Below are 25,513 nucleotides of genomic sequence, written 5' to 3'. Positions count from 1 at the left end.
CGTTGCGTTGAGGAGCAAAGGACCGCGCGCTCACAGGCAAAAGCGCGTCTCGGTCATCAGCCCGTCAGTGCCCTCCCGGGAGACAGCGCGTCGGCGGCAGCGTCGAACGACCCGCGCAGCAGAGGTCGTCACGGCCGTCGCGGCGACGGCCCGGCTCCCCGTCCGGCTGGTCGTCCCCACTCCGGGACGCCGGCCGGTACGCGTCCCACGCCGCGGCCCGTCGCGCCTGAGGGACCCGCCTGCCGCGGAGCCGTCGTACGGCTCACGGCCTTCTCGCCGATCACATCCGACCGCGGGCGGATCGCGGAGGTCGTCAGAAGGGGTGGAACGGCACTGGGGTCCCGTCGCCGGCCGGACGACCTCACAGGGCGGTTTCCTGGGTTTCCCGCAGTCTCCGCGTCGCATCCCTGCGGGTGTCCCGCACCCTCGGCCGGCAGGCCGCCCGTGGCCACGCCAGGACCTTACGGTGGCAGAGTAAGGGGTTTTCCCATGGCGTGTGATGCGCGGACGCGCTGCGCAGGCCCCAGGAACCCACTGCCTCCTGGCCCATCGCGAGGACACCGTGATCCAGGCATTCTCTACGGACATCCAGCCGCCCGAGGAAAGGACCGAGTACTGGACGGACGCCATACGCAGGGCGTTCATCCAGTTGGAGGTCCGCACACGGGCAGAGACCAAGATCCATGGCGCCATACGGCGGGCATGCGTCGCGGGCGTCCAGGTCGGCTCCCTCGAGGCAAGCCCGCAACGGATGGCGCGGACAGCGCCGCTCATCGCCGCGGACGGCGACGACTCACTGGTCGTGAGCCTGCAAAGGACAGGAGCCGGCGTCGCGACCCAGGACGGCCGGGAAACCCCGGTGGCCGCCGGCGAGCTCGTCATCCTCGACACCCGCAGGCCCTATGTCCTGGACTTCGCCGGCCCGGTGCGCCAGCACGTCGCCACCGTGCCGCGCGAACTGGTGGATCTCCCCGACTCGGCACTGCGCCTGGTCACCGGCCGGGCCTACTCCCCCGGCCAGGGAATCAGCGGAATCCTCGCGTCGTACGTGAACGGGCTCGTCACGATCACGGACCACTGCATCTGCGCGCCGGCCCCGAAGGAGTTCCTCAGGCAGGGGATCGTCGACGTGCTGACGGCGTTGGTCGCCCTGGAGGGGAACGTCCAGGAGGAGGCCACACCCGCCGTGGAGGCGGCCCTGCTGCTGCGCCTGCGCACCTACATCCGCGCCCACCTCAACGACCCGTCGCTCTCCCCTGCCGCCGTCGCGGCGGCGCACCACATCTCCGTCCGCTATCTGTACCAGCTCTTCCAAGGCGAGCCCATGACCGTCGGCCGGTGGATCCAGCGCCTCAGGCTCGAGGCCTGCCGCAGGGACCTCGTACGCCCCGAACTCCTGGGGCAGACCGTGGCGGCCATCGCGCACCGCTGGGGCTTCGCGAGCCACGCGCACTTCAGCCGTACCTTCCGGTCGGTCTACGGCGCGTCACCCGCGGAGTGGCGTCAGGCCGGCCTCCCGCAGGCCGGCGCGGTCCAAGACGTCGCCGCCCTCCGCTGACGGAACGTCAGGCCGAGCGCGGGCGGCAGCGGTCGACCCTGCCGAGCGCGTGGCGGCCGGCCCGCGCGGCGAGCACCGTCGCCGCGTATGCGGCGTCGGGCACCTCGGTGAGCAGGTGGTCGGCACCCGCAACACCCTGACCGACCGCGTCACCCTCGTCGCCGGCACCGGCACCGATCTCCCGCCCGTCACCCCGCGGCATAGCACCGGATGGCCACCGTCTGCCTGGGGCCCCACTCCTGCTCCACCACGGACAGCAACTCCCACCCGAGGCGCTCGTACAACGCGACCGCCGCCGTGTCGGAGGCCACGACGTCGAGCACCGGATGCAGACCGAGCAGCCGGGCCTCCGCCACGGCCCGGCCGATCAGCAGCGTGCCGATCCCGTGCCCCCTGGCCCCCGGATCGACGAACAGCCGGCTCAGCACCGCGGTCTTCTGCGGGCCGGCACCGTTCCGGTCACCCCACAGCGCGGGGGCCGCGTCTCCCTCCGTACTGCGGGAGAGGCCGACGTGACCGGCGAGGCGACCGTCGAGTACCGCGACCCAGGCCCCCAGCGCGGAGGCCCGTGTGACCCAGTCGCTCGGCCGGTCCGGCCAGTTGACCGGGTAACCGTCACGCTGGTGCACCCGCGCGAGGACGCGTACGCACTCTTCGACGTCGTCCTCGGTCCTGGGCCGTACCGCGGGGTCCCGCTCGCCGCCCCGCCCTGCGGAGTACTCGATGGTCATGCCGGAATGGAATCACGAGACGCACGAGCGTACGTGGCCCCGCGACGGCCCGCGGATCAGGTCCGGCTCGGCTCCGGCTCCGGCGCGGCGAGACGCCCTGCCGTCCGGCGCGGGAGCAGCAGGGGGGTTACCAGCAGGAGCACACCGGCCAGGCCGACGGCCGTTCGCGGCCCGAGCAGGCCGCCCAGCACGCCCCAGACAGCGGTCAGCAGCGCGGTCGAGGCCTTTGTCGTCACCGCCCAGGCCGACAGTGTGCGGGCGACCCGGTCGGCCGCGGTGCGTTCGAGGCGGTAGGTGGCGCAGACGGGGTTGAAGACCCCGCAGCAGAAGATGAGCCCGAGTTCGACCCCGATCACCAGCAGCAGCCCTCCGGTGCCCGGCCCCAAAAAGGCCAGCCCGACGGGCCAGAGAACGCGCAACGCCCCGGACGCGACCAGCACTTGGTGCTGCCCGAACCGGGTGACGAGCGGCCGGGCCAGCCGCGAGCCGAGCAGGCCGCCGATCGAGGGCGCGGCGAAGGCGAGGCCGTACTGCCACGGCGCGAACCCGAGTCGGCCGAGCATCAGAACGGCGAGCAGCGGCTGAGTGGCCATCACCAGACCGTTGAAGACAGCGGTGTTGAAGAACAGGGGGCGCAGCGTCGCGTCGGCGAGGATGTACCGCCAGCCGTCGAGCAGGTCACGCGCCCGCATCCGCGTGTTTGCCTGCCGCTCGGGCCGCGGTTCGTGCCCGCCCGTCGCGCGGATGCCCAGGGCGGAGAGCAGGTAGCTGGCCGCGTCGGCCACCACCGTCGCCATCGGACCGAGGAAGCCGATCGCGGCGCCGCCCAGCGGAGGCCCGATGATCGTGGTCGTCCAGGCCGTGGACTCGAACCGGCTGTTGGCGACGAGCAGGTCCTGGGCCGGCAGCAGCGTCTTCAGGTACGCACCGGAGGCGGCGCGGAAGCTGATGTCGGCCGCGGCGACGACGACCGACACCAGCAGGAGCTGAAGGAACGTGAGCACGCCGAGCGCGAACGCGGCGGGGATCGTCAGCAGGGCCGCACATCGCACCAGATCCGCCGCGATCAGCACCGGCCGCTTGCGGCGGAACTCCACCCACGGGCCGAGCGGCACCGCCACGGCGGCGCCCACCGCGGCACCCACGGACGCGAGCGCGGCGACCTCGGCCGGTCCCGCGTGCAGTACCTGGACGGCGATCAGCGGGAACGCGCCGAAGGCGAGCCACGTGCCGAGCGCGCTGGTCCCGTACGCGCCCCACAGCCACCCGAACTGCCGCCCGAGCCGATGCCCGCTCCTCATGCCCGACGCCCTCCGCCACTCACCCCGCACGACCGGTCCGTGATCGCAAGCATCAAAGCGAACGCCGTACCCGGGGATCAAACAACCGCGGGAGCAGCAACCACAACCAATGGTTGTGGCCATAGGGTGTCGGCATGGACCTCGACACCGTCCGGACCTTCGTCGCCGCCGCCGACGCGGGGCAGTTCCAGGAGGCCGCCGCCGAGCTCGCGGTCACCCAGCAGGCCGTCTCCAAGCGCATCGCCGCGCTGGAGCGCGACCTCGGCGTGCGGCTGTTCACCCGCACCGCGCGGGGTGTCGAGCTCACCATCGACGGGCAGGCGTTCCTCCCCCACGCGCGCGAGCTGCTGCGCCTGGCCGAGCGCGCGGTCGCGTCCGTGCGCGCGGGCCGCCGCCCGCTGCGCGTCGACATCATCGCCTCACGCGGCGCGGCGTCGGGCCTGATGCGCGGCTTCCACCGCGCGCAGCCCGAGATCGAGCTCGACGTGGTGATGCTGTTCGACATCGAGACGGCCATCGCCGCCATCCGGTCCGGTGAGATCGACGCGTCCTTCCGCGCCGTCGCCGCGCCCGGCCGGCCCCTCCCCGAGGACATCGAGTCCGTGCGGGTGCTCGACGAGCCTCTCGACCTCCTGACCGGCCCCGCCCACGCACTGGCGGGCGCACGGTCGGTGACCGTCGCCCGGCTCGCCGGGCACCGGATCTGGATGCCCGGCATCGTGCCCGGTACCGAGTGGGCCGCCTACTACGACGACCTCGTCGCCGAGTTCGGCCTGACCATCGAGGCGACCGGCCCCAACTTCGGCTCCGACGCGCTCCTCGACACCGTCGCCGACACCCCCGCACTGGCCACCTTCATCGGCGCGCACATGCTCCCCCGGCTACCGCTGGGGGGAACCCCCACGGGCTGGCCCGCCGGCCACGGCCTGCGCCGCATCCCGGTGACCGATCCGACGCCCGTCTACCCGCACTCCCTCCTCTGGCACCGGGACAACCCCCACCCGGCGCTGGCCACCCTCCGCGCCCACCTGGCCACCGCGGCCGGCGGCCACGACGCCCCCGGGACCTGGAGACCGGGCTGGGTACTCCCGCGCTGAACGCCGCCGCGGTCACGCATCGCCCTGGAGGAACGCGTCGACCCGGATGTTCAGCCACGCGAGGCACACCCATGTCAGTGCCACCAGCGTGACCGCGGCCGCCCCGCCCGGCAGCGCGGCCCGCGCACTCGTCCCGGCACCGCGACCGAGCACACCACGCGCCGCCGCCCAGACCGCCAGCGTGACCGCCGGCACTCCGAGCAGCATGAAAGGCAGTTCCACATACAGCAGGCTCCAGTCCCGTTGGCCTTCGAAACTTCCCCGAAGAGCCGGACGGGCGCCCTGAAGCCAGACCCCGAACCCGACACACGCACTGACAGCCGCCACGAGGCAGCCCACGGCGCCCGTGGGTTCTCCACGCTCTCTCATGCCCCTACCGACGCACCTCGCACGATGCGCAGTTCCCGGTGCGGCGGCAGCGCTCCGGCCGCCGGCCCTCCTCGGTCGCCGTCCGGATCCGCCACAGCACGGAATTCCATCGCGAACCCCCGGAGTCGCGCTTGTCCTCTCTCGCCACGGCCTCGGGGACTAAGGTCGCGACCATGGCCGATGCCGACACCCTCAGCGCCACCCGCGAGGCCTACGACGCCGTGGCCGCCCTGTATACGGAACGGTTCAGCGACGAACTGCGTGACCGGCCACTGGACCGGGCCATGCTCAGTGCCTTCGCCGAGGCCGTACGCGCGAGCGGCGACGGCCAGGTCGCCGACCTGGGGTGCGGTCCCGGTCATGTCACCGCCCATCTGGGCGAGTTGGGACTTGCCGCGTTCGGCGTCGATGCCTCGTCCGAGATGATCGCGTTGGCGCGACAGGCCCATCCTGGTCTGCGGTTCGACGTGGGCTCGATGACAGCTGTGAACGTCGGCGAGGGCGCGCTGGACGGCGTGCTCTCACGCTGGTCCATCATCCACACTCCGCCGCGAGAACTCGCCGCCGTCCTCTCGGAGTTCCACCGCGTGCTGGCCCCGGGCGGCCATCTTCTGCTGGGTTTCTCGGCCGCCGATGACGGGTCCCAGCCGACGCAGCTCTTCGACCACGCGGTCGCTCCGGCCTATCGCTGGTGGCCGGATCACCTGGCCGCGCTGCTGCGCCGGTCCGGATTGACCGAGGTGGCCCGCATGGTTCGTGAGCCGCAGCCCACCGACCGGCGCCAGTTCCGTGAGGTCCACCTGCTCGCCCGGAAGGCCCCGGTGGGGACCTCCTGACCGGCTGCCGGCGCTCCACCGCGGAGTCGTTGCCGTATCGCAACCACATGCGCCCGTGGCGATCTCATTCCGACCGCAGCCTGGGTGTCCTGTCCAGCCATGAGGTCCATGACGCCCGCCATCGGCGGCGGCCGCTGCCCCCGGGAGCGGTGCGGCGTTCGGCGCGCGAACGCACCTCGTCACGCCTGACACCGGAGATTCCCCGGACCGTCCCGAACGAATCGATCGTACAGTTGTCCGATGCGTGAACCGCACTCGCGCCATGCCGCCCTCCGCAGCCGGCAGCGGCGCCGCAGACAGACCGCGCTGGGCGCCGCAGTGGTCGTCGTGACAGCCGCGGCGGCCGCGTACCTGGTGTCCGGGCACAACGGTGCTCCCACCGACGCCGATGCCCCGGCGCACACCAAAGCGTCGGCACCGGCCGCCTCCCCTTCCACCACAGCCTCCGCCCGACACCGCGAACCCGCCGGCACGGTCACCCTCGCCTTCGCCGGCGACGTGCACTTCACGCAGCGCACAGCGGTACGGCTGGGGGTCGATCCCGCCCTCGGCCCGCTGTCCCCGTTCCTGTCGGCCGCCGACTTCGCCATGGTCAACCTGGAGTCGGCGATCACCACCCGCGGGACACCGGAGCCGAAGCTGTACCACTTCCGGACACCGCCGCAGGCACTGGACGCACTGCGCCGCTCGGGCATCGACGCGGTCACCATGGCCAACAACCACGCCGTCGACTACGGTCCCCAGGGTCTTGCCGACAGCATCGCCGCCGCACACACCTCACCGATACCCGTCGTAGGTATCGGCGCGAACGACACCGAGGCCTACCGGCCGTACATCACCAAGGTCAACGGTGTGCGCCTCGCCGTGCTCGCCGCGAGCCAGATCCAAGACCTCACCAACGCCCAATTCCGGGCGGGTCCCGGGAGACCGGGAATCGCCTCGGCCCTGGACCCGGCGCGACTCGTGAACGCCGTGCGCGCCGCGCGGGCGCGGGCCGACGTCGTCGTGGTCTACCTGCACTGGGGCACCGAGGGGCAGAGTTGTCCCGGGCCCGAGCAACGGTCCATCGCCGCGCAGTTGTCCGCCGCCGGCGCCACGGCCGTGGTCGGCACCCACGCCCACGTCATGCTCGGCTCCGGCATGCTCGGGCCGACCTACGTCGCCTACGGCCTCGGCAACTTCCTCTGGTACGGATCCTCCCCCTACCCGCACTCCGACGAGACCGGCGTGACGACCCTGACCGTGACGCACGGCGCGGTGACCGCGGCCGCCTTCACGCCCGCGCTCGTGGACGGACACGGCGTACCGGAACCGCAGACCAGCGCGGCGGAGCGGCGCATCAGCACCCGCTACGAGCAGCTGCGCCAGTGCACGGGGCTGACGCCCGCCCCCCAGTAGTGCTCCCCGACGCCTGCCGAGGCCCTGCGCAGCATCCCGGCCGAATGGGGTCGGTGGCTGGAGGGGGAGCGGAGTGCCCGGCAGTCACCATGGCTGCTCCGGGCGCGTCGGAAGGTCACGTTCACGCCGTATCGGGCTCATGGCGAGGATGAGCCAGCAAGGCGCAACGATGCCGGTCATGATCCACATGGCCGGTCGGTACCCGACCGCGTCTCCGAGCAGGCCGCCGAGCAGGGATCCGAGCGGGATGGTGCTGTGGTTGGTCATCATGGCCGTCGCCGCGACCCGGCCGAGCAGGCGGTGTTGAAGCACACCGCCGCGGTGCCGCAGATCACCGCGACGACGAGCAAGTACCGAAAGGTGAGCGCATCGAGCCACGCCGCCAGCGGAATACTCACCAGCGCCGCGGCGGCCACCAGGTCGCACGCCACCATCAGGGGGCGTTTGCGTATCCGGTCCACCCAGGCACCCATCGGCAGACCCACCAGCAGCCACGGGATCCAGACCGCGCCGGCGAGCACACCCACGGCAGTGGAACTGGCGCCCAACCCCACCACCGCGATCAGTGGGAGAGCTACCGCGCTGACACTGTTGCCCAGCGCGCTGACGGTCTCCCCCAGCCACAGCATGCGAAAGTCGCGCCGGGCGAACACGCCCCAGCGGGTGGGGGGCCGGTCCAGCACCTCATTGTCAACGTCCACCCGGGTGATCATGCCGTGCCTTGTGGCCGGACCACCGTCGAGGCCCTCCCGACGGTAGCCGGGATGCGTGCGGTCGGCTCGAACTCGGCCGTGGCGGCGGCCCGGCCGTTCCCGCCCGGCCGTTCCCGCCCGGTCAGGACGTCCGGGAGGTCCCGGTGCCGAACGAGGTGCGGGCGAACCAGGTCCGTGCCTCGTCCGCGGGCAGGACGCGGGTCAGCTCGGCTGCTCCCGGGAGCAGCGGGAAGAACCGGTCGGCGTTCCAACTGCGCTGGTACATCGGCTCGTCCAGCACGAGCAGGCGGCGTCCCTCCACCACCGGGACGTCGTCGGGCAGGCCCTCGTTCCAGATCCGCTCACCGTCCGGGGCGAGGAGTTCGAAGGCGCCGGTCGCGACGGTCTCGGTGCGTCCCCGGCCGGGCCGGGGGTCCGTGGCGAGGCGGACGCTCTCCGCCGAAGGCGCTGTGCCCCGCACGTGGCCACCGCCGATCAGGACGTGGGCGAGCAGCGTGTGCAACTGGAAGTTGTCCCCGATACCCCCGATGCGGACCTCGAAGCCGGTCCCGGTCGGCTTGTGCAGCACCAGCAGAGGCTCGTCGTCCAGGACGGCCAGCGCATAGGCCAGGCACTTGAGGTCGTGCCGCTTCAGGGCCGCGACATCGCGGCAGGCGGGGAGCAGCGCGGACCCGTGCCGGCGGCGCGTCTCGGCGCTCCGGCAGAGCACGGCCAGCGCGGGCGGCTGCCACTCCTCGACCGAGCACCAGGCCAATGCGAGCCTCGTGGCTTCGAGTTCGTCGCCGCCCAGGCGGGTCAGCAGAGCGTCGTCGATGATCTTCACGTCCGGCTGCGGCAGTTCGTCCTCGGCCTGACCGGTGGCGGTCCACCGGCGGGCGAACTCCCTCGCATCGCGCAGGTCCTGATGGACACCGCTGAGGATCGGCTCCGCGCAGACCACCGGATCGGCCCCGCTCTCGACGCAGAAGCCGGCTGCCGTCGCCAGCATCGGACGCGGTCCAGTAGGCGGGAAAGCCGGCAGCAGCGCCGCCAACCGGGGCCCGGCCAGGACGCGTTCAGCGTCCTTCGCCGACTGCAGCGCGTTCATCGTGGCCATGAAGGCACGCTCGGTGCGGGCACCGTCGCGGACGGCAACGCCCTGCTCCAGCTCGGACACCACAGCGGCGAGGCCGGAGGCGCCCGGCTTCCTCTTGAAGATCACGGGCACACCTTAGCCGCGCGCTGTCGGCATCATCATGCCCAGGTCGCCGGAATCCGCGGAGTACGCCGCCCGCGCGGCAAAGGAGCCTGGTCGACCCGTCAGCGGCGGCCGGCTCCTGGCGCAGGCGGCCCGGCAATCCGCCTGCGCCAGGGCGCCTCAGTGGTGGTGACCGAGCCGGCCGAGGGTCTCCACGGGGGTCGCGCCGGGCCGGGCCCACTGCGGCACGGGGCGGCTCGTCGGGCCCCAGGTGGCCTTCCCGTCCGCGTCCGAACGCCAGGTCCAGCACGCGTTGTTCCCCTCGGGCCAGCCCTCGGGGTTGTCCTCCCACGTCTCACCACGGCCGTAGGGCGTCATGTCGAGCAGGCCGAGGGACCCACTCACCCGCTCATTGCCACGGCCCGTCGTGGAGTACGTGAGGAACACCCGGTCCCCGTCCCGCAGGAAACAGGTGAGGTACCCCATCGGGCCGCCCACGGGCGCGTCCACGTCGCGCACCGAGTACCAGGGCTGGGTGTAGCCCATGAACCCGACGTAGGGCGCCACCTCGTCCCACCGGCCCGTGGTCAAGACGGCGTACGAGACGCCGCGCGCGTTGAGGTAGACGGCGTCCTTCAGGTGCCAGGCCGTGGTGGTGCAGCCCTCGCACTGCCCCTGGTGCGGCGCGCCGTCGTGCCACATGTGCTTGTAGACCACGAGTTCGTCGCGTCCCTGGAACAGGTCCAGGAACGGTACGGGGCCGTCGGCTCCGACGACCTCGGCCGTCCCGTCGAACTCCACCATCGGCAGCCCGCGGCGGGCCGCGGCGATGGCGTCGCCCTCGTGGGTGTGGGCCTTCTCCCGGACCAGCAGCTCGTCGCGCGCGGCCTGCCAGGTGGCCAGGTCCACGACCGGCGGGCGGCCGGGAAGGGCGGTGGCCGGGTCACTCGGCATGGTCGTCATGGTGTCCTCCGTGGTGTCTCGTGCGGGCAGCGTCCCGCGCCGGTCATCACAAGAGACTCGCCTCCCTCCCGGAACTCATCGCACCGGGGACACTCTCGGCCGAAACTGCACGAACCCCGTCGGCGGACCCGCGGAGCGGCCCCCGCGACGGTGGTGTCCCGTGGGCGTCACGGTTGGGCAACCAGCGCGTCGGCGAGGACGGGAACCGGGCCGGCAGAGCCGCATCATGGATGCCGGGTGGGCTGCCAACGGGGGGACGGGGCAATGGAATTCAGTGTGGAGGGGACACTCGGACGACGCGGGCGGCGGCTGTTCGCGTCGGGGGCCGCCGTGTCGGCGGCCGCCCTGGCGTGGATGGTCGCGGGCATCATGAACGGCGATGCGACTGCCGGTGGTGACAGAGGCGACAACGTCGCGATACCGCTGATGATTTTGTTCCTGTCCGCGTTGGCGACCGTCGCCGGGCGTCACGACCTGCGCAAGGCGAGACGGCCGTTCCGGCTGCGGATCGACGGATTCGGGATCGCGCTGCACGACGCGGAGCTCGCCTGGGAACAGATCGACGCGGTCGCCCTGCTGCACGACCCGGTCACCGACGACAGCACCACACCGCCCAAGCCGCGGCTGACACTGTGGCCGGCACCGGACGTGACGCTCCCCCGGAAGGCGGACCGCACCGGGGACGGCAGGACCCGCTACACCGTCGTGGACTGCGAGGACCTGGACCAGGGCGTCACAGCGCTGACGACCGCCCTCATCGAGCACGCCGGCGCCCTCTTCGAGACGGCTCCGCGGACGATGCGCCCGCCGATCCCGGTGACCGTGTCCGGGCCCGAACGGAACGTACCGGGCGGGGAACAGGTCTTCATCGGCAGCCGGCGGGCCGGCACCTGGACCCTGGTCTGGGCGACGGCGGCCGCCGCTCTCACTTGCTCGCTCGGGGAGCTGGTGCGCGACACCCCGGGCCTCGAACTCCTCAAGACCTTCTGTCTGCTGGGCGCCTTGGCCCTCTGGCTCCTCGCCGGCCGCTCCTACCACCGCTGGCGCAAGCCGCTGCGGCTGCGGATCGGCCCCACCGGAATCGGCATGCGCGAGGTCACCGAGGCCGAGCAGTACTTCGCCTGGACACAGATCTCGGCCGTCACGGTCAGCCGCCGCGTCGCCTCGCTCAGGGAGCCGCAGCCCTGGCTCGTGGTGTGGCCCCTGCCGGGCGCGGGTGCGAATCTCCCGCACGGCTACCTCGTCGACGGCCACAGGGCCCACGCCCTGGTCCGGCTGGACCGCCTGCCCGGCGGCGCGGCGGCCGTCGTCCCTGTTCTGCGGGCGTACGCGGGGGAGCGCTACGGCGAAACGGCCTGAGGGGTACGGCGCGTGCACGGTGGCCATCTGAGCCCCACGAGCCGTGGCCCCCCTCCCGGCCGTTCGGCCTCCCGTCCGGCCGTGGGCCTCGCGGTGTGCCGCCGGCCGTAGGGGTGTGGCCGAGACCTCGGCCACACCCCGTCCAGTCGTGCGCGGACGGCCGCCGCAGCCGTGGCGGCAATCGCTCGGGGAGGGGGTGTCCCCCAATCGAACGAGTTTGGGAACCGCGTGCCGCGGACCTCACCCCCGAGCGGCCCCACCGGAACATACGTTCAGGAACTGCCCCCGGGAGCAGCCGTAACGGGACCCGATCCGGCGCGTTTTTAGAGCACCAGTGCCACATCGCCGCCCCGATGGAGGACGCCATGCATCCCGTACCCGCCCCCGCGTCTCAGCCCTCAGGATTCGAACAGCGGCGGCAGCCGGCCGCGGGCGCGCACGCCCTCGGGCCGGCACGGGCGGATACGGGGTGGGCGGCATGAGCGGGCCCACCGAGGCGGCAGCCGGACACGTCCCGGGACCGCGGACCGACCCGCTCCCCCTGCCGTCCGCATCCACGACAGCCACCGGCGGGCAGGGCGGCGACCACGACGGCGACATGACCGAGGAGCTGGAGGGTACTGGTCGGTGCACGACGGCGCCGCCGCCGGCGCCAGCGTGCGCCAGGTCCTCGTCCGGCTGCCGAAGATCACCGCTCTGATCGGGCGGCTCGCCTGGCAGGCCGACCGCGCCGCCACCACGACGGTCGTCGTCTGCCAGCTCGCATCCGCCGCCATGAGCGCTGGACGCCTCACGCGCCTCCGGCGCCGACACCGTCATCGCCGACCTGCCCCGCCAATGGCACACACTGCTGTCCAAGCGGTTCAAGGGCGGCCAGGAGCTGTCCGGCGGGCAGTGGGCGAAAGTCGCGGTGGGCCGCGGCCTGTACAAGAAGGCCCCGCTGCTGCTCCTGGACGAGCCGACGGCCAGCATGGACCCGCCCTCAGAACACGCGGTGTACGAGGCGGTGTTGCGCGGACGGCTGCGCGAGGACCAGATCACCGTGCTCATCTCGCACCGGCTCGCCAGCGTCGTCGACTGCGACCAGATCTACGTCTTCGACGCCGGTCGCATCGTCGAGTCCGGCTCCCACGACGAACTCATGACCGTCGGCGGCGTCTACGCCGGCATGTTCACCCTCCAGGCCGGCGGCTACCAGCCCCGCGCCGCTGCGGTGCCCCCCGAGAAGGTGACGCCATGACGGACCCTCGCGGCGTCAACTCCCCGGATCCGGCCCACCGGTCGCTCCTGTCGATCGGCGACAGACCGTGAAAGCCGCGCCATACGGGCCCGTCGAGCTGCGGTAAGGCACCGCGCGCCCTCCGGGCCCCGCGCCGGTGGGGGGCCGCGGAACGGCGGCGGTCATGGGGCGCCGCGCGCCGCGGGAAGCGCGTTCACTTCGACCTTCGAGGAGCGATCCGTGGAGTACACCCGGGCCCAGTGGTCCCAGCACTACGACAGCGGCCGTGGTTTCAGGTCTCTGGGGAACGAGGAGAAACGCCTGCTCGTCGAGCATGCCCCGGCCCTGGCCCCGGCGGACGGCGGGCGAGCGCTGGACATGGGCTGCGGCACCGGCGAACTCGCCGTGTTCCTGGGCTCGCTGGGCTACCGCGTCGATGCGGCCGACTTCGCCGAGGGCGCCCTCGCCCGGGCCCGGGCGGAACACGCCGGGGTGGACGCGGTGCGCTGGTTGTGCCTGGACGTCGAGCGCGGCGGCCTGGCCGGCCTGGCTGAGGACTACGACCTGATCACCGTGCGGCTGGCCGTCGCCTTCATCCGCGATCGGACCCGTGTGCTGCGCCGTCTGGCGGCCCGCCTGAGGGTGGGCGGTGTCCTCGTGGTCATCACCCCGGTCGCGGAACGCACCCCCGCGGAGCGGCGTCACATCGCGCTGGACGAGGACGAGCTGGCGCTGCTCGCGGAGGGCTTCGAGGAGGCCCGGCGGCACGACGCCGGGGCGCTGGCGGTGCTCGTACTGCGGGGCCCGACCGGGTCGTTCAGCGCGGTGGAGAAGGGCCGGCCAGGCCCGCAGACCGTGTTCGGCGCCGCGGCGGTGGTCACCGACGATGCCGGTCGGGTGCTCCTGGGGCGTTCGACTCGGGGCATGTGGGAGCTGCCCGGGGGCCGGATCGAGACGAGGGAGTCCGCGTCTGCCGCGGCCGTACGGGAACTGGCGGAGGAGACCGCGCTTCTCGCGCGCGAGGAGAACGCGTACTTGCTGACGTTCCTCCACGACGACGTGGAGGATGTACGCCGCGTCACCGCCGTCGTCCGCGTGACCGGCTGGGAGGGCACGCTCGCCCTGCCGGAACCGCACCGGTTCCTGCGCTGGGAATGGCACGACCTCCACGCCCTGGCCGGCATCGGCCCCCTTTTCGCTCCGTCCGCCCAGGTTCTGAACGCGGTCTGGCCCGGCGTGCTGCCCGGGCTCCCGGCCGTCCGCTCCTACGCGCTGGCCGCCACTCCCCCGCCGGTGCCCAAAGAACCCGCCGAGGCCGCGCGGCTGCGCGAGCAGATGGCTTCGCCTGCACGCGACGCCGAACTGCCGACCGCCTGATCGTGCCGTCGCCCACGACGCGGCAGGCCCTACCCTCCAGGAGCAGACGTGAGCGGAACCTGGCTCCCGCCGGTGCAGTACGTTGCCCAACTCCCCAAAGCCACGGTGTACGGCTGCTTCTTCGTCACCGACCAGGAGGACCGGCCGATCCAGCTGCGCTCCGTCCGGAACCGGACGACGTGGCAGTGGCCCGGCGGCAACATGGACCCGGGCGAGACCCCCTGGGAGTGCGCGGTCCGCGAGGGCCTGGAGGAGACCGGGCTGGAGATCGCGCGGACACCACGCCTGCTGGGCATCCATTTCCTGATGCCGCGCCCCGACTGGCCCGCCCACAAGATCGGGTTCATCTTCGACGGCGGCAGGCTCACCGAGGAGCAGATCGCCGGCATCGTGCTGGATCCGGCCGAGCACATCGAGGTCCGTGTGCGGTCGTTGGAGGAGTGGCGGAGGGAGATGACCGACGCCGCCTTCCGGCATCTGGCCGCCGTCGTCCGGGCACGTCGGGACGGCATCCCCTGCTACCTCGAACAGACCGGGTCCTGATGTGCGTCGTTCCGCGCCGGGGACATCGCGCATCGCCTGATGCGGCCCCTCCCGACGCAGGCACGCATCGCGGCGACCGAGGAGCCGGTACGGACGCGCCGCGCCCGCAGCCCCGGTGGGTGCTTGCGGGCGCAGCGGTGAATCCGTGACGCTGCCCGGTCGGCTACGTCCTGGAGACAGGTCCGGCCGGGGATGCGCGGCGGGCGCCGCCCTGGGGCGACGCGTCGGACGGCCGGGACACCGGTACGTGCTGGCAGTGCGGGCACAGTTCGTGGCGGCCCAGGTCGGTGATGATGGTTCCCCATCCGCGACAGTGGGTGCAGTCGCGGGCCAGAGCGGGATCGGCGTGGGGAGCGGGGCTGGCCCCGTCGGTCATACGGCGCTTCCTCCGATGCGTCTCTTCTGTCGCCTTCACATCATGCGCAGGCGGTCGTCCGCACCGCACCCGCCAGATACGCGCCCGACAGTCACGCGTCGATCGGTATCCGGTCGGCCGCGAGCGCAGCGCGGCGGCGCGGGAAGTCTGCCACGAACGACCGCCATTTGTCCGGGGTGTGGACGGCAAGACACTGACCGCCGATGCCGCGGTCCGGCGGCGGACGCGCCGCGAGGCACCCGCGCGACGCGGCGCGGACGGCAGTACCCGCAGGTGACGGCGCGGGGAGGAAGACGGTCCTGGCCCCATCACGCCGGAGCCAGGGCCGCTGCGTACCCGGCGCGTACCCGTGGCAGGCACGGGTACGCGCCGGGCCGTGGGCTCAGTGCGACTTCGTCGCCGGTTCCAGGACGAAGACCGGGATCTCACGGTCGGTCTTCGTCTGGTACTCCGCGTAGTCGGGCCACGCCCCGATCGCGCGCTCCCACCACTCCGCCTTCTCCTGGCCCGTGACCTCCCGCGCCGTCATGTCCTGGCGCAGCGGTCCGTCCTGGAGCTCGGCCCGGGGGTCGGCCATCAGGTTGTGGTACCACACCGGGTGCTTCGGGGCGCCGCCCTGCGACGCCACGACGGCATAGCGTCCGTCGTGCTCCACGCGCATCAACGGGGTCTTGCGGATCTTGCCTGACTTCGCGCCGAGCGTCGTCAGGATGATCACGGGCCTGCCGCGGAGCGTCGTCCCCTCGGCACCGTCGGAACCCTCGTACAACTCGACCTGATCGCGGACCCACTGCTCCGGGCTCGGCTGGTACTCACCCACCAAAGGCACGCCGTTCTCCATTCTCCGTATGTCACTGTCGACCCACCAACACCATGAGCCGCTCCGCGCATTCCCCGTCGAACCCGCCGCCACACGCCGTTCGTGCCGCCGGTCAGCCGGACGGCGGCAGGACGGCACCGCGGCGGCGGGCACGATCCGGCCCCGGTCGCGCCCGCACTCCGGTCGGGCTCCTCAGCCCGCGGGCGCCGGAGCCGCGGGGCCGACGAGTTCCTCCAGGACGTCCTCCATGGTCACGTAGCCGAGGAGCGTGCCGTCCGCGTCGGTCACGGCGGCGAGGTGGGTGCCGGCAGAACGCAGGGCGCTGAGGGTGTCGTCCAGCGGTGTTGTGGACCGCAGCCGGATGACGGGCCGGATCGCGGCACGGGGGAAGGGCCGGTCGCGGTCGGTGACGCCGAGGGTGTCCTTGATGTGCAGGAAGCCCAGGGCGTCGCCGTCGGGCCCGGTGACCGGCAGGCGGGAGTAGCCGGAGGCGGCCGCCAGCCGTTCCAGTCCGTCCGGGGTGACCGCGGCATCGACGGTGACCATGCGGCCGGCGGGCACGAGGATGTCGCCGACCGGCCGCGTGCCGAGTTCCAGGGCGTCGCGCAGCCGTTCGGTACCGGAGGCGTCGAGCAGCCCGGCGGCGTTGGAGTCCTGCACCAGACGGGCGAGTTCGTCGTCGGTGAAGGCGGCGGTGACCTCGTTCCGCGGCTCGACGCGCAGCAGTCTCAGCAGTGTGTTGGCGAAGGCGTTGATGCCGAAGATCACCGGCCGCAGCGCACGGGTCAGGCCGACCAGCGGCGGCCCGAGGAGCAGCGCGGCGCGCTCGGGAGCGGCCAGCGCGACGTTCTTGGGGACCATCTCGCCGAAGAGCATGTGCAGGTACGTGGCCGCGGCGAGGGCGATCACGAACGCGATCGGATGGACGAGCCCGTGCGGGACGTGTGCGGCCTCGAAGCCGGGCTCCAGCAGATGCGCGATGGCGGGCTCCGCGACCGCGCCCAGGACCAGCGAGGAGACGGTGATGCCCAGCTGGGCCGTGGCCAGGAGCGCGGACAGGTGCTCCAGGCCCCACACGACGGTGCGGGCCCGCTTGTCACCGGCCTCGGCACGCGGCTCGACCTGGCTGCGCCGCACCGAGATCAGGGCGAACTCGCCGCCCACGAAGAAGGCGTTGGTCAGCAGGGTCAGGGCGCCGATGGCGAGTTGCAGTACGGTCATCGGACGTCCTCCGGAATGCGCGCGACACGGACCCGCTCGGCCACGTGGTGGTCGACGCTGAGGACGCTGATGCGCCAGCCGTCGACCTCCGTCTGGTCGCCGCGGGCGGGTATGCGGCCGAGTGAAGTGGCCATCAGTCCGGCCACGGTCTCGTAGGGGCCGTCGGCGACGGTGAGGCCGATCTCGGCGAGCTGGTCGATACGGACGTTGCCGTCGGCCTCCCAGGCGCCGTCGCCGGAGGGTGCCAGGTCGGGGCTTTCGTGCGGGTCGTGCTCGTCGCGGACGTCGCCCACGACCTCCTCCACGACGTCCTCCACGGTGACGACGCCGGCCGTGCCGCCGTACTCGTCGATGACCACCGCCATGGTGCGCCGGCTGCGCAGGCGTTCCAGGAGGCGGTCGACGGGCAGGCTGTCGGGCACCAGCAGCGGCGCGGTGGCCAGGGCGGTGACGGGTGTGCGGCCCCGTGCGGCGGCGGGGAGGGCGAGGACGTCGCGGATGTGCACGGTGCCGACGACCTCGTCGATGCTGTCCCGGTAGACCGGGAAGCGGGACAGACCGGTGGCCAGGGTGAGGTTCGCGGCGTCGGCGGCGGTGGCGCGGGCCTCCAGGGCCCGTACGTCCACACGCGGGGTCATGACGTTCTCCGCGGTCAGCGCGCTCAAGTGCAGGGTGCGCACGAACAGCTCCGCGGAGTCCGGTTCCAGCAGGCCCGCGGCCGCCGAGTGACGGGCCAGCGCCATCAGCTCTTCGGGGGTGCGGGCGGAGGCCAGTTCCTCGGCGGGTTCGAGACCGAAGCGGCGCACAAGGCGGTTCGCCGCCTCGTTGAGGTGCCGGATGAACGGGCCGAAGACGGCGGTGAAGCCGCGCTGCGGACCGGCCACGGTCTTGGCGACGGCCAGGGGGCGGGAGATCGCCCAGTTCTTCGGCACGAGCTCGCCGATCACCATCAGCACGATCGTGGACAGGCCCACGCCGAGCACGGTCGCCAGCGAGGAGGCCGCGCCCCCGGGCAGGCCCATGGCCCGCAGCGGGCCGGTCAGCAGGACGGCGAGGGACGGCTCGGCGAGCATGCCGATGACCAGCGACGTCACGGTGATGCCCAGCTGCGCACCGGACAGCTGGAGGGTCAGCCGGCGTACCGCCTCGAGCGCGCCGCCTGCGCCGCGCTCGCCGGCGGCCGCGGCCCGCTCCAGCTCGCCGCGCTCGACCGTGGTCAGCGAGAACTCCGCCGCGACGAACACCGCACACGCCAGGGTCAGCAGCAGCGCCAGCAGCAGGAGGAGGACTTCGGTCACCGTGTCACCCCCGCTCCCCCGCTTCGGCGGATCTCAGGGGGGATGACACGGTCGGTACTGGGAGGGTGGTCCATCGCGGGAACCGCGGCTCCTTCTCGGGCTCGGAACGGTGACGTCTCCACCAGGGTAAAGGACGGGCAAAGGTACCCGGTAGCGGCCACCCTGAGCCGCCGGCCGGGCTCTGGCCACCCGTTCGCCCCGCCCGGGAACTCCCCGGCCCGGCAGCGCAGTTCAGATTCCGTTCCCCCCGACGGCTTCGGGCACCGCGGCAGCGGGGGGGAAGCGGCGGGAGTGACACAGAGGCCCGGGCCAAGTGGCCCGGGCCTGTGTGTGCCGTGTCCGGAGACGAAGATCAGCGAGGCGCCTTCGCACGGTCCAGGGCGGCGACGCCCACCGCGGCCAGCGCTATCTGGATGAGCCACTCGACCCAGTCGACGCCCTTGGTGTCGGCGACGCCCACGCCGGCCGCGATGGCCGAGCCGATCAGCGCCGCGACGATGCCGATCAGAATGGTCCAGATCACGCCGATGTGCTGACGTCCCGGGACCAGCAGACGTCCCAGAATGCCGATGATCACGCCGATGATGATGGCACTGATGATGCCCGAGATCTCCATGGCCGCCTCCCTGTGAACAAGCTCGTCGCCCGTCATGTGCCCCCGATCGCCCCCCGCATGCCGACGACTTCGGGCAGTCCGGGTAACAGTTCGCGCGGGGTTGTGCCGTGGGCCTTCCGGGCGGAGCCCAGGGCGACACGGACGATGTGCCGCGGCGTCGGCGGAGGTGGTGTTGTGATCGGTCCGATCGGACCGATGCGACCGGCCGGCCCGATCAGCCGATCCGTACCGAGGAGCGCCATGGCCGCCGCCGCACAGGACTTCGCCGGGCTCGGCGGGGCGATCGACGTCCACGCCCACTACATCACCCCGTCCTACCGCAGGGCGCTGACCGACGCCGGGCACGCGCACCCCGACGGGATGCCCGCGATCCCCGAGTGGAGTCCGGAGGGGGCCCTTGCGCTGATGGACGAGACCGGTGTCGCGACCGCGGTGCTGTCCGTCTCCTCCCCCGGTGTGTCGCTCGGGGACACGACCGCCCGCGCTGCGCTGGCCCGCACCGTCAACACGGAGGGCGCGGCCGTCGTCGGGGAGCATCCGCGGCGGTTCGGCCTGCTGGCGTCGCTTCCGCTGCCCGACGTCCGGGCCGCGCTGGCGGAACTGGGGCACGCCCTGGACGTGCTCGGCGCGGACGGAGTGATCCTGCTGACCCACTATGACGGGGTGTATCTCGGGGACAGCCACTTCGAGCCCTTGATGGCGGAGTTGCACAGCCGCGGGACCGTGGTGCTCCTGCACCCGACGTCCCCCGCGTGCGGTGAGCGGACCGCCCTCGGATTCCCGCGTCCGATGGCCGAGTTCCTCTTCGACACGACACGCGCGGTCGCCGCACTCGTCCTGCGGCGCGTGCTCGAGCGGTATCCGGGCATCCGGTTCGTCGTGCCGCACGCGGGAGCGGCGCTTCCGGTGACGGCGGACCGGATCGCCACGTTCGCGCGGATGTCCGGGACCGACGTCGACGTCGTGGCGACCCTGCGCGGGCTGCACTACGACGTGGCGGGCGCCGCCCTGCCCCGCGCGCTGCCGGCGCTGCTCGCTCTCGTCGCCCCCGACAGGCTGGTGTACGGCAGCGACTATCCGTTCACCTCCGCACCGGCCGTCAAGGCCTTGGCCGCCGCGCTGGCCGCCACGGACGCGCTCGACGCCACCGGGAAGCACATGATGACCTCGGGCAACGCCCGCAGTCTGTTCCCCCGTCTGACCGGATGACCGCCTGCCGGTCCGTCAGGAACGACGCGGGCCCGGTCCCCGGACGGGCCGCGGGTCAGCGGAAGACGCCCGGCGGGGTGGCGGTGCCGTGGACCCGCATGGCGTGCTTGGCGTACAGCCGCGGCGCGAGGAACGGCATGATCAGCCGGGCGGGCCCGGGGGCACCGGCGAGAACCGCCTTGATCACCTCGGGGTCCCCCTCGTACATCGCCATGCCGAAGGCGAGGGGCAGCACGCTCCTCGGCATCTCGCCCATGCCGTGCTCACCGAGCTGCCGCCACTCGGCCGCGGTGACGTACTTCTCGGCCAGGGGAAGGATCCGGTGCTCCTCCATCGTCATGTGCTCGAGCAGCGCGGCGAGCAGCCGGTCGAACACCTCGGCGAGGTCATGGCCGCCGCGCGCGGTGGACCGCCACTTGGGGAGCAGGCGGAGCGCTTCGGTGTTCGCGGCGTCGATGGCGTGGTGCTGCTCCTCCATCATCGGCACGATGGCCTCGGCCTCCTCCCGGCCCCGCTCCTGGAGCAGCGGCCACAGGATCAGGTCCTCGCCCTCGTGGTGGAAGTGCAGGATCCTGCAGACGAATTCGGCGTGGGCGCCGACGACTTCGGAGCGCTTGGTGTCGTGCGGCGTCACGTCCCGCACGAGCTGCGGGAGCAGACCGAATTCACGGCGGATCATGGTGTGGGTCATGTACATGTCTCGCACATCGGCCATGGGTTCGTCGGTGGTCGAACGCACTGGTTCCTCTTTCGGTGGTCGCGGGCCGCTGCCGTCGGTACCGGCCACGGGCCCACTGACCTGGTGGCAGCCCACGTGCGCAACCGCAGGGACCGGCGAATGATCGGCTGCGGGCTTCCGTGTCTCGATGGCGGGAAGTCCACTGTCACGCCATGTGGGGCACTAGTGGAGCAGTAGGGAGCGGCCGCTCGGCTCCGACTCCCGGCGGCCGAGAACCACTCCGGGGCCGAAAACGCCGCGTCGCACGGGCAGCCCGAGCCGCAAGAACAGTGGTAGAAGTTGAATTCTATACCAAACATTGCGCACTATAGCTCCCCATGTCACGGGGAGCGGACCGCTGTCCACATCCCGGAACGAAGGGCCGCGACCGGTGCTCCGGCCTGCCCTTTCCGCTGGTTCGCGGGCGTGGCGCGAACGCGGCGTCCTTCGTCATCGACTCTCGCGGAAGGAAGGCCTGCCAGGCAGTACCCCGGTGTTCCTGGGACTCGCGTTCCCTGGATCGCGCCGCAGGTGGCCGCGCCGACATGGGGGAGCGCCCCGTGCCGAGACCCCCGACAGGCTCCGCACGGGGCGCTCCCGTATTCCCGGCGCAGGTCTCCCCACAGATCCACACCGGGAGTCTTCTGTGCGGCCCGTCCACAGGGGACCGCCGCGAGGATCACCGCCACAACGGTGATGTGATTCCGTCGGTCTGCCCGACCGACGCGAGTGACACCGTAGCAAACCAAAACGTCTCGCAAACACTGTCTTCGCGCCGGCGCCCCGACGAAGAGGGCATTCCAGGACCATCGACCCAGCACCGTCATGCGACGCGCGCCCAGGAATACACCGTGTCACGATGGACCGTGTGATGTGCTCCGGGCGCCCATCAGGACGGGCTCTGCACGACTGTGCGGCCCGCCGTACTCGGCCGAAACGCCGTGGCATGGACGGTGACGGTGTCACCGCGCGCCGTACTAATCTGTCTATCAGGCGGGCCGATGTGTCACGTACCTTACGCGCGCCCCTCGAGGATGCGGCGACGGGGACGTTCGGCCCGTACGACACCACGCCGGAGCCCGGGGCCGGGGATGGAGGGCGCATGGTCTTCATCACGCACACTGCTCGTGACATCGAGGCCACCGCTCGGGCGCTCCAGGACGAACTCCAGCGCCTCGAGGCGCAACGCTACGGCCTGGAGCGGGAGTTGGCCGCCGTCGTCGCCCACCTCGGCTCTGTACGCAGGGCCCTGGGCGCGCTCCAGAAGCTGATGCCCACCGTTCCCCTCGACGGGGTCACCGATGACTCCGTCGACGAGGGGCAGCGGTTCCCTGCCGCTGCCGGCGAGCCGGCGGCGACGGCCGAGGCCGCGTCCGTGACCTTTCCGGAGGACCGGCCCGGCGCCGGGGCCGCACAGGGCAACTACGGCAGGCTGACCGAGCAGATCCTGGAGTACCTGGCCACCATCGGCGGGACCGAGGTGCGCGCACGCGACGTCGCCGCCGCTCTGGGCCGCGACACGAACACGGGCAGCATCAACGCGGTGCGCAGCACGCTGGACCGGCTTGTCGGCGCCTCCCGGGTGCGGCGCACGGGGCGCGGCCTCTACCGAGCGGCTTCCTGACCGGCCCTCTGCACGGTGCCGGCCGGCCTCTGACGCGGAGATCGACGTCCTGGTCAACAACGCCGGCAGCGCGCTGTTCGGCCCCCTGCCCACGGCGGACCCGGACCGGCTGGAGTCGCTGATCACGCTGCGATGTGACCTCCGCCACCCGGATCGCGGCGGCCCCGGCGAAGACCTTCGCCGGGCGCGGCGCGGGCTCGATCGTCAACATCTCGTCCGCGTTCGCGCTGAACACCCCGCCGGTCGCCGCGGTGTACGGCGCGGCCGAGGCGCACGTGATCGCGTTCACCCAGGCACCGGCGCAGGAGTTCGCCGACTGCCCGGCGCGGGTGCGGGTCGTGGTCCCGGGCGTGCTGGAGACTGCGATCTGGGACGGTTCGGACATCGCGCTGCGCCAGCTGCCCAAGGAGGCGGTCATGTCCCCGCGGGACTCCGCCCGAGCCGCACTCGCCGGTCTCGACGCGGGCGAACCGGTGACGATCCCCTCTCTGCCGGAGTACGAGACCTGGAAGGCCTACGACGAGGCCCGGCTCGCGCTCGCTCCGCTGATCTCGCTGTCGCAGCGGGCGAGGCGCTACGCCGGTCAGGGGTACACCGCGGGCCCCGTCCCTCCTCGGTGAGGAGCGACGGGGCCCGCGGCACGCGTGAGCGGTCAGGCGCCTTCGGCGGCGCGGTGGGGGTGCCCCGGGTACACCCCCATGAAGCGCACCTCGGAGGAGAAGAAGCGCAGCTCCTCCAGGGCCAGGGCGACCCTGCTCTCGTCCGGGTGGCCCTCGATCTCGATGTAGAAGCGGCTGGCCGCGAGACCGGCGCCGACCTGGTAGCTCTCGATCTTGGTGATGTTCACGGCGTTGCTGGAGAAGCCGCCCAGGGCCTTGTACAGCGCGCTCGGGATGTTGCGCACGGAGAAGAAGAGACTGGTCATCATCGGCTCGCCGGTGACCGCCGGGAGCTGCGCCTCCCGGGACAGGACGACGAAGCGGGTGGTGTTGTCGTGGGTGTCCTCGACGCCGCCCCGCAGCACCTTCAGCCCGTAGAGGGCGGCGGCGCCGGGCGGGGCGAGCGCCGCGTGCCGTGCGTCGCCGAGCTCGGCGATCTCGCGGGCGGCGCCGGCCGTGTCGTCGCTCACCTGGGTCTGCCAGCCGCCCTCGCGGATGATCTTCCGGCACTGGCCCAGGGCGTGCACGTGGCTGCGGACGCACTCCACGTCCTCCAGCGACCCGCCGGGAACGCCCATCAGGTCGAAGCGGATGGGCAGGAAGTACTCGGCGATGATCGACAGGCCGGAGTCCGGCAGCAGGTGGTGGACGTCGGCGACGCGGCCGGCGGCGGAGTTGTCCATGGGGATCACCGCGAAGTCCGCGGTGCCCAGCGTCACCGCCTCAAGGGCCTGCTCGAAGGTCGTGCAGGGCAGGTCGCGGCTTCCGGGGTACAGGTCACGGGCCGCGGCGGCCGAGTTCGACCCCGGTTCTCCCTGGTAGGCGATGGTCACCATGTGCGTGTCGCTATCTCCGGCTCGGGGCTGGCCGCGACCGTCGGTCGGCGGTGCGTACGGGACCGGCACGGGCATGCGCCGCTCGGACCCACTCCAGGCATGTTACTGGGATCACCTGCGAAAGCGTGCGGACGGACCGTCTCCGGCGGGCCCAGGCGGCACACCGGCCGGGGCCCGCCGGGGCGGGAGATCACCAGGGCAACGGCCCGGTGCGGTCGGTGAAAGTGCCGGTGGGGCCGTCCTGGGCGATCGTGGCGAGCATCACGATCGCCTCGGCGCCCTCCTCGGGGCTCTGGATGCCTTCGCCGCTCGGACCGTGCAGGTCGGTCGCGCTGAAGCCCGGCTCGACGGTCGGGCCGGCGGAGTCGGTGCCCGAGCACTACGAGGAGCGTTCCCCGGCTTTCCGCACGGCCGAGGTGACCGTCCCGTTCGTCCTCCTCCATGGCGCGGACGACGTCATCTGCCCGCCCGGCCGGAGCGCGGCGTTCCTGCGCGGCATGGAGGCACGGTCCGTCCCGTACTCCCCCATCGTCTTCGAGGGGGAGGGCCACGGCGTCCGGCGGCAGGACACCATGGTCAGCTCGCTCGAGGCGGAACTGTCCCTGTACGGAAGCGTTTTCGGATGCACGCCGTCGGGAGCCGAGGGCCCGGGGCGGGCGGCCCGCACCGCCGTGCGGTGACGGCCGCCGGCTCGCTATTGGCGCGTCGCCTGCGTCGTGGCCTCGCGCACGGCCTGGAGGATCTCCTCGGAGAGGGGGGATCCCGCGGTCGCCCGGGAGAGGAGGATGCCTCCCACGAGCGTGGCCAGGGCCGCCATCCCCGCCTTTCCGGGAGCGATCCAGTCGGCCATGTCGCGGACGCCCGCCGCGTAGGCGGGGCGCCACTCGGGTTCCCGTGCGACGTCGCCGCCGAAGCCGGCCGCCGGGCACCCGGTACCGAGGGCGTCGCGGTGGTCGCTGGAGAGGTACGTGTCGCACAGGGCGGAGACGGCCGCATCGTGGCCGCCGGAGTCCGCGTCCAGTTCCGCCAGGTGCTGGAGCATGCCCCCAAAGCCCTTGGCCTCGGCCTCCGCGACCAGAGCGTCCTTGGAGGCGAACTGCTTGTAGAAGCCGCCCTGGGTCAGACCGACCGCCCGCATGACGTCCACGACACTGACGTTCGCCACACCCCGCTGGCGGAACAGCCGCGAGGCGGCCTCGACCACGCGCTCCCTGTTGGCCCGTGCCTCGGCCTGCGAGACCCTGCTCATGTCCGGTCCCCCTCTTGTTCCGCCTCCGGTGAACCACCGCATGGCCGGCCGGTGGTTCTGCCCCCGCACGGACCGGCCGTCACCCGGCCGCTCGTTCAATGGTACTCGACATCTATCCGTCCCGGCGGAGTCCCGGCCCGGCATCGGGCCCCTCCCCCGCGCGGTGGGCGCTAGGCTCGACGTACGGCATCGCGTGCCGGTCACCGGCCGGGTGAGGCATGGAGGTGCCCGTGAGATTGCCCACGG

The 25,513-nt window shown here is 72.4% G+C and carries 26 protein-coding genes; 12 read left to right on the top strand and 14 right to left on the bottom strand.

All coding sequences use genetic code 11. From position 1 onward, the window contains the following. Positions 1-499: 499 nt before the first annotated feature. Positions 500-1,558, top strand: coding sequence for a helix-turn-helix domain-containing protein (locus tag RV983_RS33920; RefSeq protein ID WP_475989538.1), 1,059 nt, complete (start codon positions 500-502; stop codon positions 1,556-1,558). A gap of 7 nt (positions 1,559-1,565) precedes the next feature. Here RV983_RS33920 and RV983_RS33915 read toward each other — a convergent pair whose 3' ends face one another. Genes RV983_RS33915 through RV983_RS33905 form a run of 3 tightly spaced genes read right to left on the bottom strand, consistent with a single transcriptional unit; the run spans position 1,566 to position 3,590 of the window. Then, positions 1,566-1,760: a hypothetical protein gene (locus RV983_RS33915; protein ID WP_475989537.1), complete on the bottom strand. Its 195-nt coding sequence runs from the start codon at positions 1,758-1,760 to the stop codon at positions 1,566-1,568. After that, positions 1,747-2,289 (bottom strand): GNAT family N-acetyltransferase, encoded by a 543-nt coding sequence (locus RV983_RS33910; RefSeq protein WP_475989536.1) that lies wholly within the window; start codon positions 2,287-2,289, stop codon positions 1,747-1,749. The genes RV983_RS33915 and RV983_RS33910 overlap by 14 nt, the downstream gene beginning before the upstream one ends. 56 nt (positions 2,290-2,345) lie before the next feature. Beyond that, a complete protein-coding gene (locus RV983_RS33905) occupies positions 2,346-3,590 on the bottom strand; it encodes an MFS transporter (protein WP_475989535.1) in 1,245 nt (414 codons plus the stop codon). 134 nt (positions 3,591-3,724) lie between these two features. Between RV983_RS33905 and RV983_RS33900 the strand changes: the two genes are divergently transcribed. After that, on the top strand, positions 3,725-4,687 hold the full coding sequence (locus tag RV983_RS33900) for a LysR family transcriptional regulator (RefSeq protein ID WP_475989534.1): 963 nt from the start codon (positions 3,725-3,727) through the stop codon (positions 4,685-4,687). Between the two features lie 12 nt (positions 4,688-4,699). Here the strand turns inward: RV983_RS33900 and RV983_RS33895 are convergent, their stop codons facing one another. Next, a complete protein-coding gene (locus RV983_RS33895) occupies positions 4,700-4,909 on the bottom strand; it encodes a hypothetical protein (RefSeq protein ID WP_475989533.1) in 210 nt (69 codons plus the stop codon). A 320-nt stretch (positions 4,910-5,229) separates the two neighbouring features. Here RV983_RS33895 and RV983_RS33890 point away from each other — a divergent pair, with 320 nt between their 5' ends. Continuing rightward, complete coding sequence (locus RV983_RS33890; protein ID WP_475989532.1) at positions 5,230-5,892, top strand: class I SAM-dependent methyltransferase; 663 nt, start codon at positions 5,230-5,232, stop codon at positions 5,890-5,892. A gap of 240 nt (positions 5,893-6,132) precedes the next feature. After that, positions 6,133-7,290, top strand: a complete 1,158-nt coding sequence (locus RV983_RS33885) for a CapA family protein (RefSeq protein ID WP_475989531.1) — start codon at positions 6,133-6,135, stop codon at positions 7,288-7,290. Between the two features lie 266 nt (positions 7,291-7,556). Here the strand turns inward: RV983_RS33885 and RV983_RS33880 are convergent, their stop codons facing one another. From RV983_RS33880 to RV983_RS33870, 3 genes are all read right to left on the bottom strand, one after another. Beyond that, on the bottom strand, positions 7,557-8,003 hold the full coding sequence (locus RV983_RS33880) for an MFS transporter (RefSeq protein WP_475989530.1): 447 nt from the start codon (positions 8,001-8,003) through the stop codon (positions 7,557-7,559). Positions 8,004-8,124: 121 nt separating this feature from the next. After that, on the bottom strand, positions 8,125-9,204 hold the full coding sequence (locus RV983_RS33875; RefSeq protein WP_475989529.1) for a hypothetical protein: 1,080 nt from the start codon (positions 9,202-9,204) through the stop codon (positions 8,125-8,127). A 156-nt stretch (positions 9,205-9,360) separates the two neighbouring features. Further along, on the bottom strand, positions 9,361-10,143 hold the full coding sequence (locus RV983_RS33870) for a DUF899 family protein (RefSeq protein ID WP_475989528.1): 783 nt from the start codon (positions 10,141-10,143) through the stop codon (positions 9,361-9,363). Positions 10,144-10,407: 264 nt separating this feature from the next. On the opposite strand from RV983_RS33870, the gene RV983_RS33865 reads away from it, so the two are divergent. The 4 genes from RV983_RS33865 (at position 10,408) to RV983_RS33850 (ending at position 14,641) form a co-directional block, all read left to right on the top strand. After that, entirely contained in the window at positions 10,408-11,502 is a 1,095-nt protein-coding gene (locus RV983_RS33865) for a hypothetical protein (RefSeq protein ID WP_475989527.1), read from the top strand. 781 nt (positions 11,503-12,283) lie between these two features. Continuing rightward, entirely contained in the window at positions 12,284-12,742 is a 459-nt protein-coding gene (locus RV983_RS33860; RefSeq protein WP_475990540.1) for an ATP-binding cassette domain-containing protein, read from the top strand. 219 nt (positions 12,743-12,961) lie between these two features. Further along, positions 12,962-14,098, top strand: coding sequence for a bifunctional class I SAM-dependent methyltransferase/NUDIX hydrolase (locus RV983_RS33855; protein WP_475989526.1), 1,137 nt, complete (start codon positions 12,962-12,964; stop codon positions 14,096-14,098). A 48-nt stretch (positions 14,099-14,146) separates the two neighbouring features. Next, a complete protein-coding gene (locus RV983_RS33850) occupies positions 14,147-14,641 on the top strand; it encodes an NUDIX domain-containing protein (protein ID WP_475989525.1) in 495 nt (164 codons plus the stop codon). Positions 14,642-15,399: 758 nt separating this feature from the next. Here RV983_RS33850 and RV983_RS33845 read toward each other — a convergent pair. From RV983_RS33845 to RV983_RS33830, 4 genes are all read right to left on the bottom strand, one after another. Then, entirely contained in the window at positions 15,400-15,846 is a 447-nt protein-coding gene (locus RV983_RS33845; protein ID WP_475989524.1) for a nitroreductase family deazaflavin-dependent oxidoreductase, read from the bottom strand. A gap of 183 nt (positions 15,847-16,029) precedes the next feature. After that, positions 16,030-17,058 (bottom strand): hemolysin family protein, encoded by a 1,029-nt coding sequence (locus RV983_RS33840; protein WP_475989523.1) that lies wholly within the window; start codon positions 17,056-17,058, stop codon positions 16,030-16,032. Continuing rightward, positions 17,055-18,356: a hemolysin family protein gene (locus RV983_RS33835; protein ID WP_475989522.1), complete on the bottom strand. Its 1,302-nt coding sequence runs from the start codon at positions 18,354-18,356 to the stop codon at positions 17,055-17,057. Before RV983_RS33835 ends, RV983_RS33840 begins: the two co-directional genes overlap by 4 nt. A gap of 352 nt (positions 18,357-18,708) precedes the next feature. Next, on the bottom strand, positions 18,709-18,972 hold the full coding sequence (locus RV983_RS33830) for a GlsB/YeaQ/YmgE family stress response membrane protein (RefSeq protein ID WP_475989521.1): 264 nt from the start codon (positions 18,970-18,972) through the stop codon (positions 18,709-18,711). A 240-nt stretch (positions 18,973-19,212) separates the two neighbouring features. Here RV983_RS33830 and RV983_RS33825 point away from each other — a divergent pair, with 240 nt between their 5' ends. Next, the gene (locus RV983_RS33825) at positions 19,213-20,181 is read left to right on the top strand and encodes an amidohydrolase family protein (RefSeq protein ID WP_475989520.1); all 969 of its coding nucleotides are present in this window, start codon (positions 19,213-19,215) and stop codon (positions 20,179-20,181) included. Between the two features lie 55 nt (positions 20,182-20,236). Here the strand turns inward: RV983_RS33825 and RV983_RS33820 are convergent, their stop codons facing one another. Beyond that, positions 20,237-20,896: a hemerythrin domain-containing protein gene (locus RV983_RS33820; RefSeq protein ID WP_475989519.1), complete on the bottom strand. Its 660-nt coding sequence runs from the start codon at positions 20,894-20,896 to the stop codon at positions 20,237-20,239. Positions 20,897-22,001: 1,105 nt separating this feature from the next. Here RV983_RS33820 and RV983_RS33815 point away from each other — a divergent pair. Next, positions 22,002-22,523, top strand: coding sequence for a hypothetical protein (locus tag RV983_RS33815; RefSeq protein ID WP_475989518.1), 522 nt, complete (start codon positions 22,002-22,004; stop codon positions 22,521-22,523). A 134-nt stretch (positions 22,524-22,657) separates the two neighbouring features. Continuing rightward, positions 22,658-23,143, top strand: a complete 486-nt coding sequence (locus RV983_RS33810) for an SDR family NAD(P)-dependent oxidoreductase (RefSeq protein WP_475989517.1) — start codon at positions 22,658-22,660, stop codon at positions 23,141-23,143. A 32-nt stretch (positions 23,144-23,175) separates the two neighbouring features. Here RV983_RS33810 and RV983_RS33805 read toward each other — a convergent pair whose 3' ends face one another. After that, positions 23,176-24,018, bottom strand: coding sequence for a prephenate dehydratase (locus RV983_RS33805; RefSeq protein ID WP_475989516.1), 843 nt, complete (start codon positions 24,016-24,018; stop codon positions 23,176-23,178). 251 nt (positions 24,019-24,269) lie between these two features. On the opposite strand from RV983_RS33805, the gene RV983_RS33800 reads away from it, so the two are divergent. Then, positions 24,270-24,698, top strand: a complete 429-nt coding sequence (locus RV983_RS33800) for a prolyl oligopeptidase family serine peptidase (RefSeq protein ID WP_475989515.1) — start codon at positions 24,270-24,272, stop codon at positions 24,696-24,698. A 14-nt stretch (positions 24,699-24,712) separates the two neighbouring features. On the opposite strand, the gene RV983_RS33795 is transcribed toward RV983_RS33800, so the two are convergent. Then, on the bottom strand, positions 24,713-25,267 hold the full coding sequence (locus RV983_RS33795) for a TetR/AcrR family transcriptional regulator (protein ID WP_475989514.1): 555 nt from the start codon (positions 25,265-25,267) through the stop codon (positions 24,713-24,715). Positions 25,268-25,513 lie beyond the last annotated feature (246 nt).

Source organism: Streptomyces sp. RLA123 (genome assembly GCF_056270165.1).
This window is presented reverse-complemented; position numbering and strand designations above follow the sequence as displayed.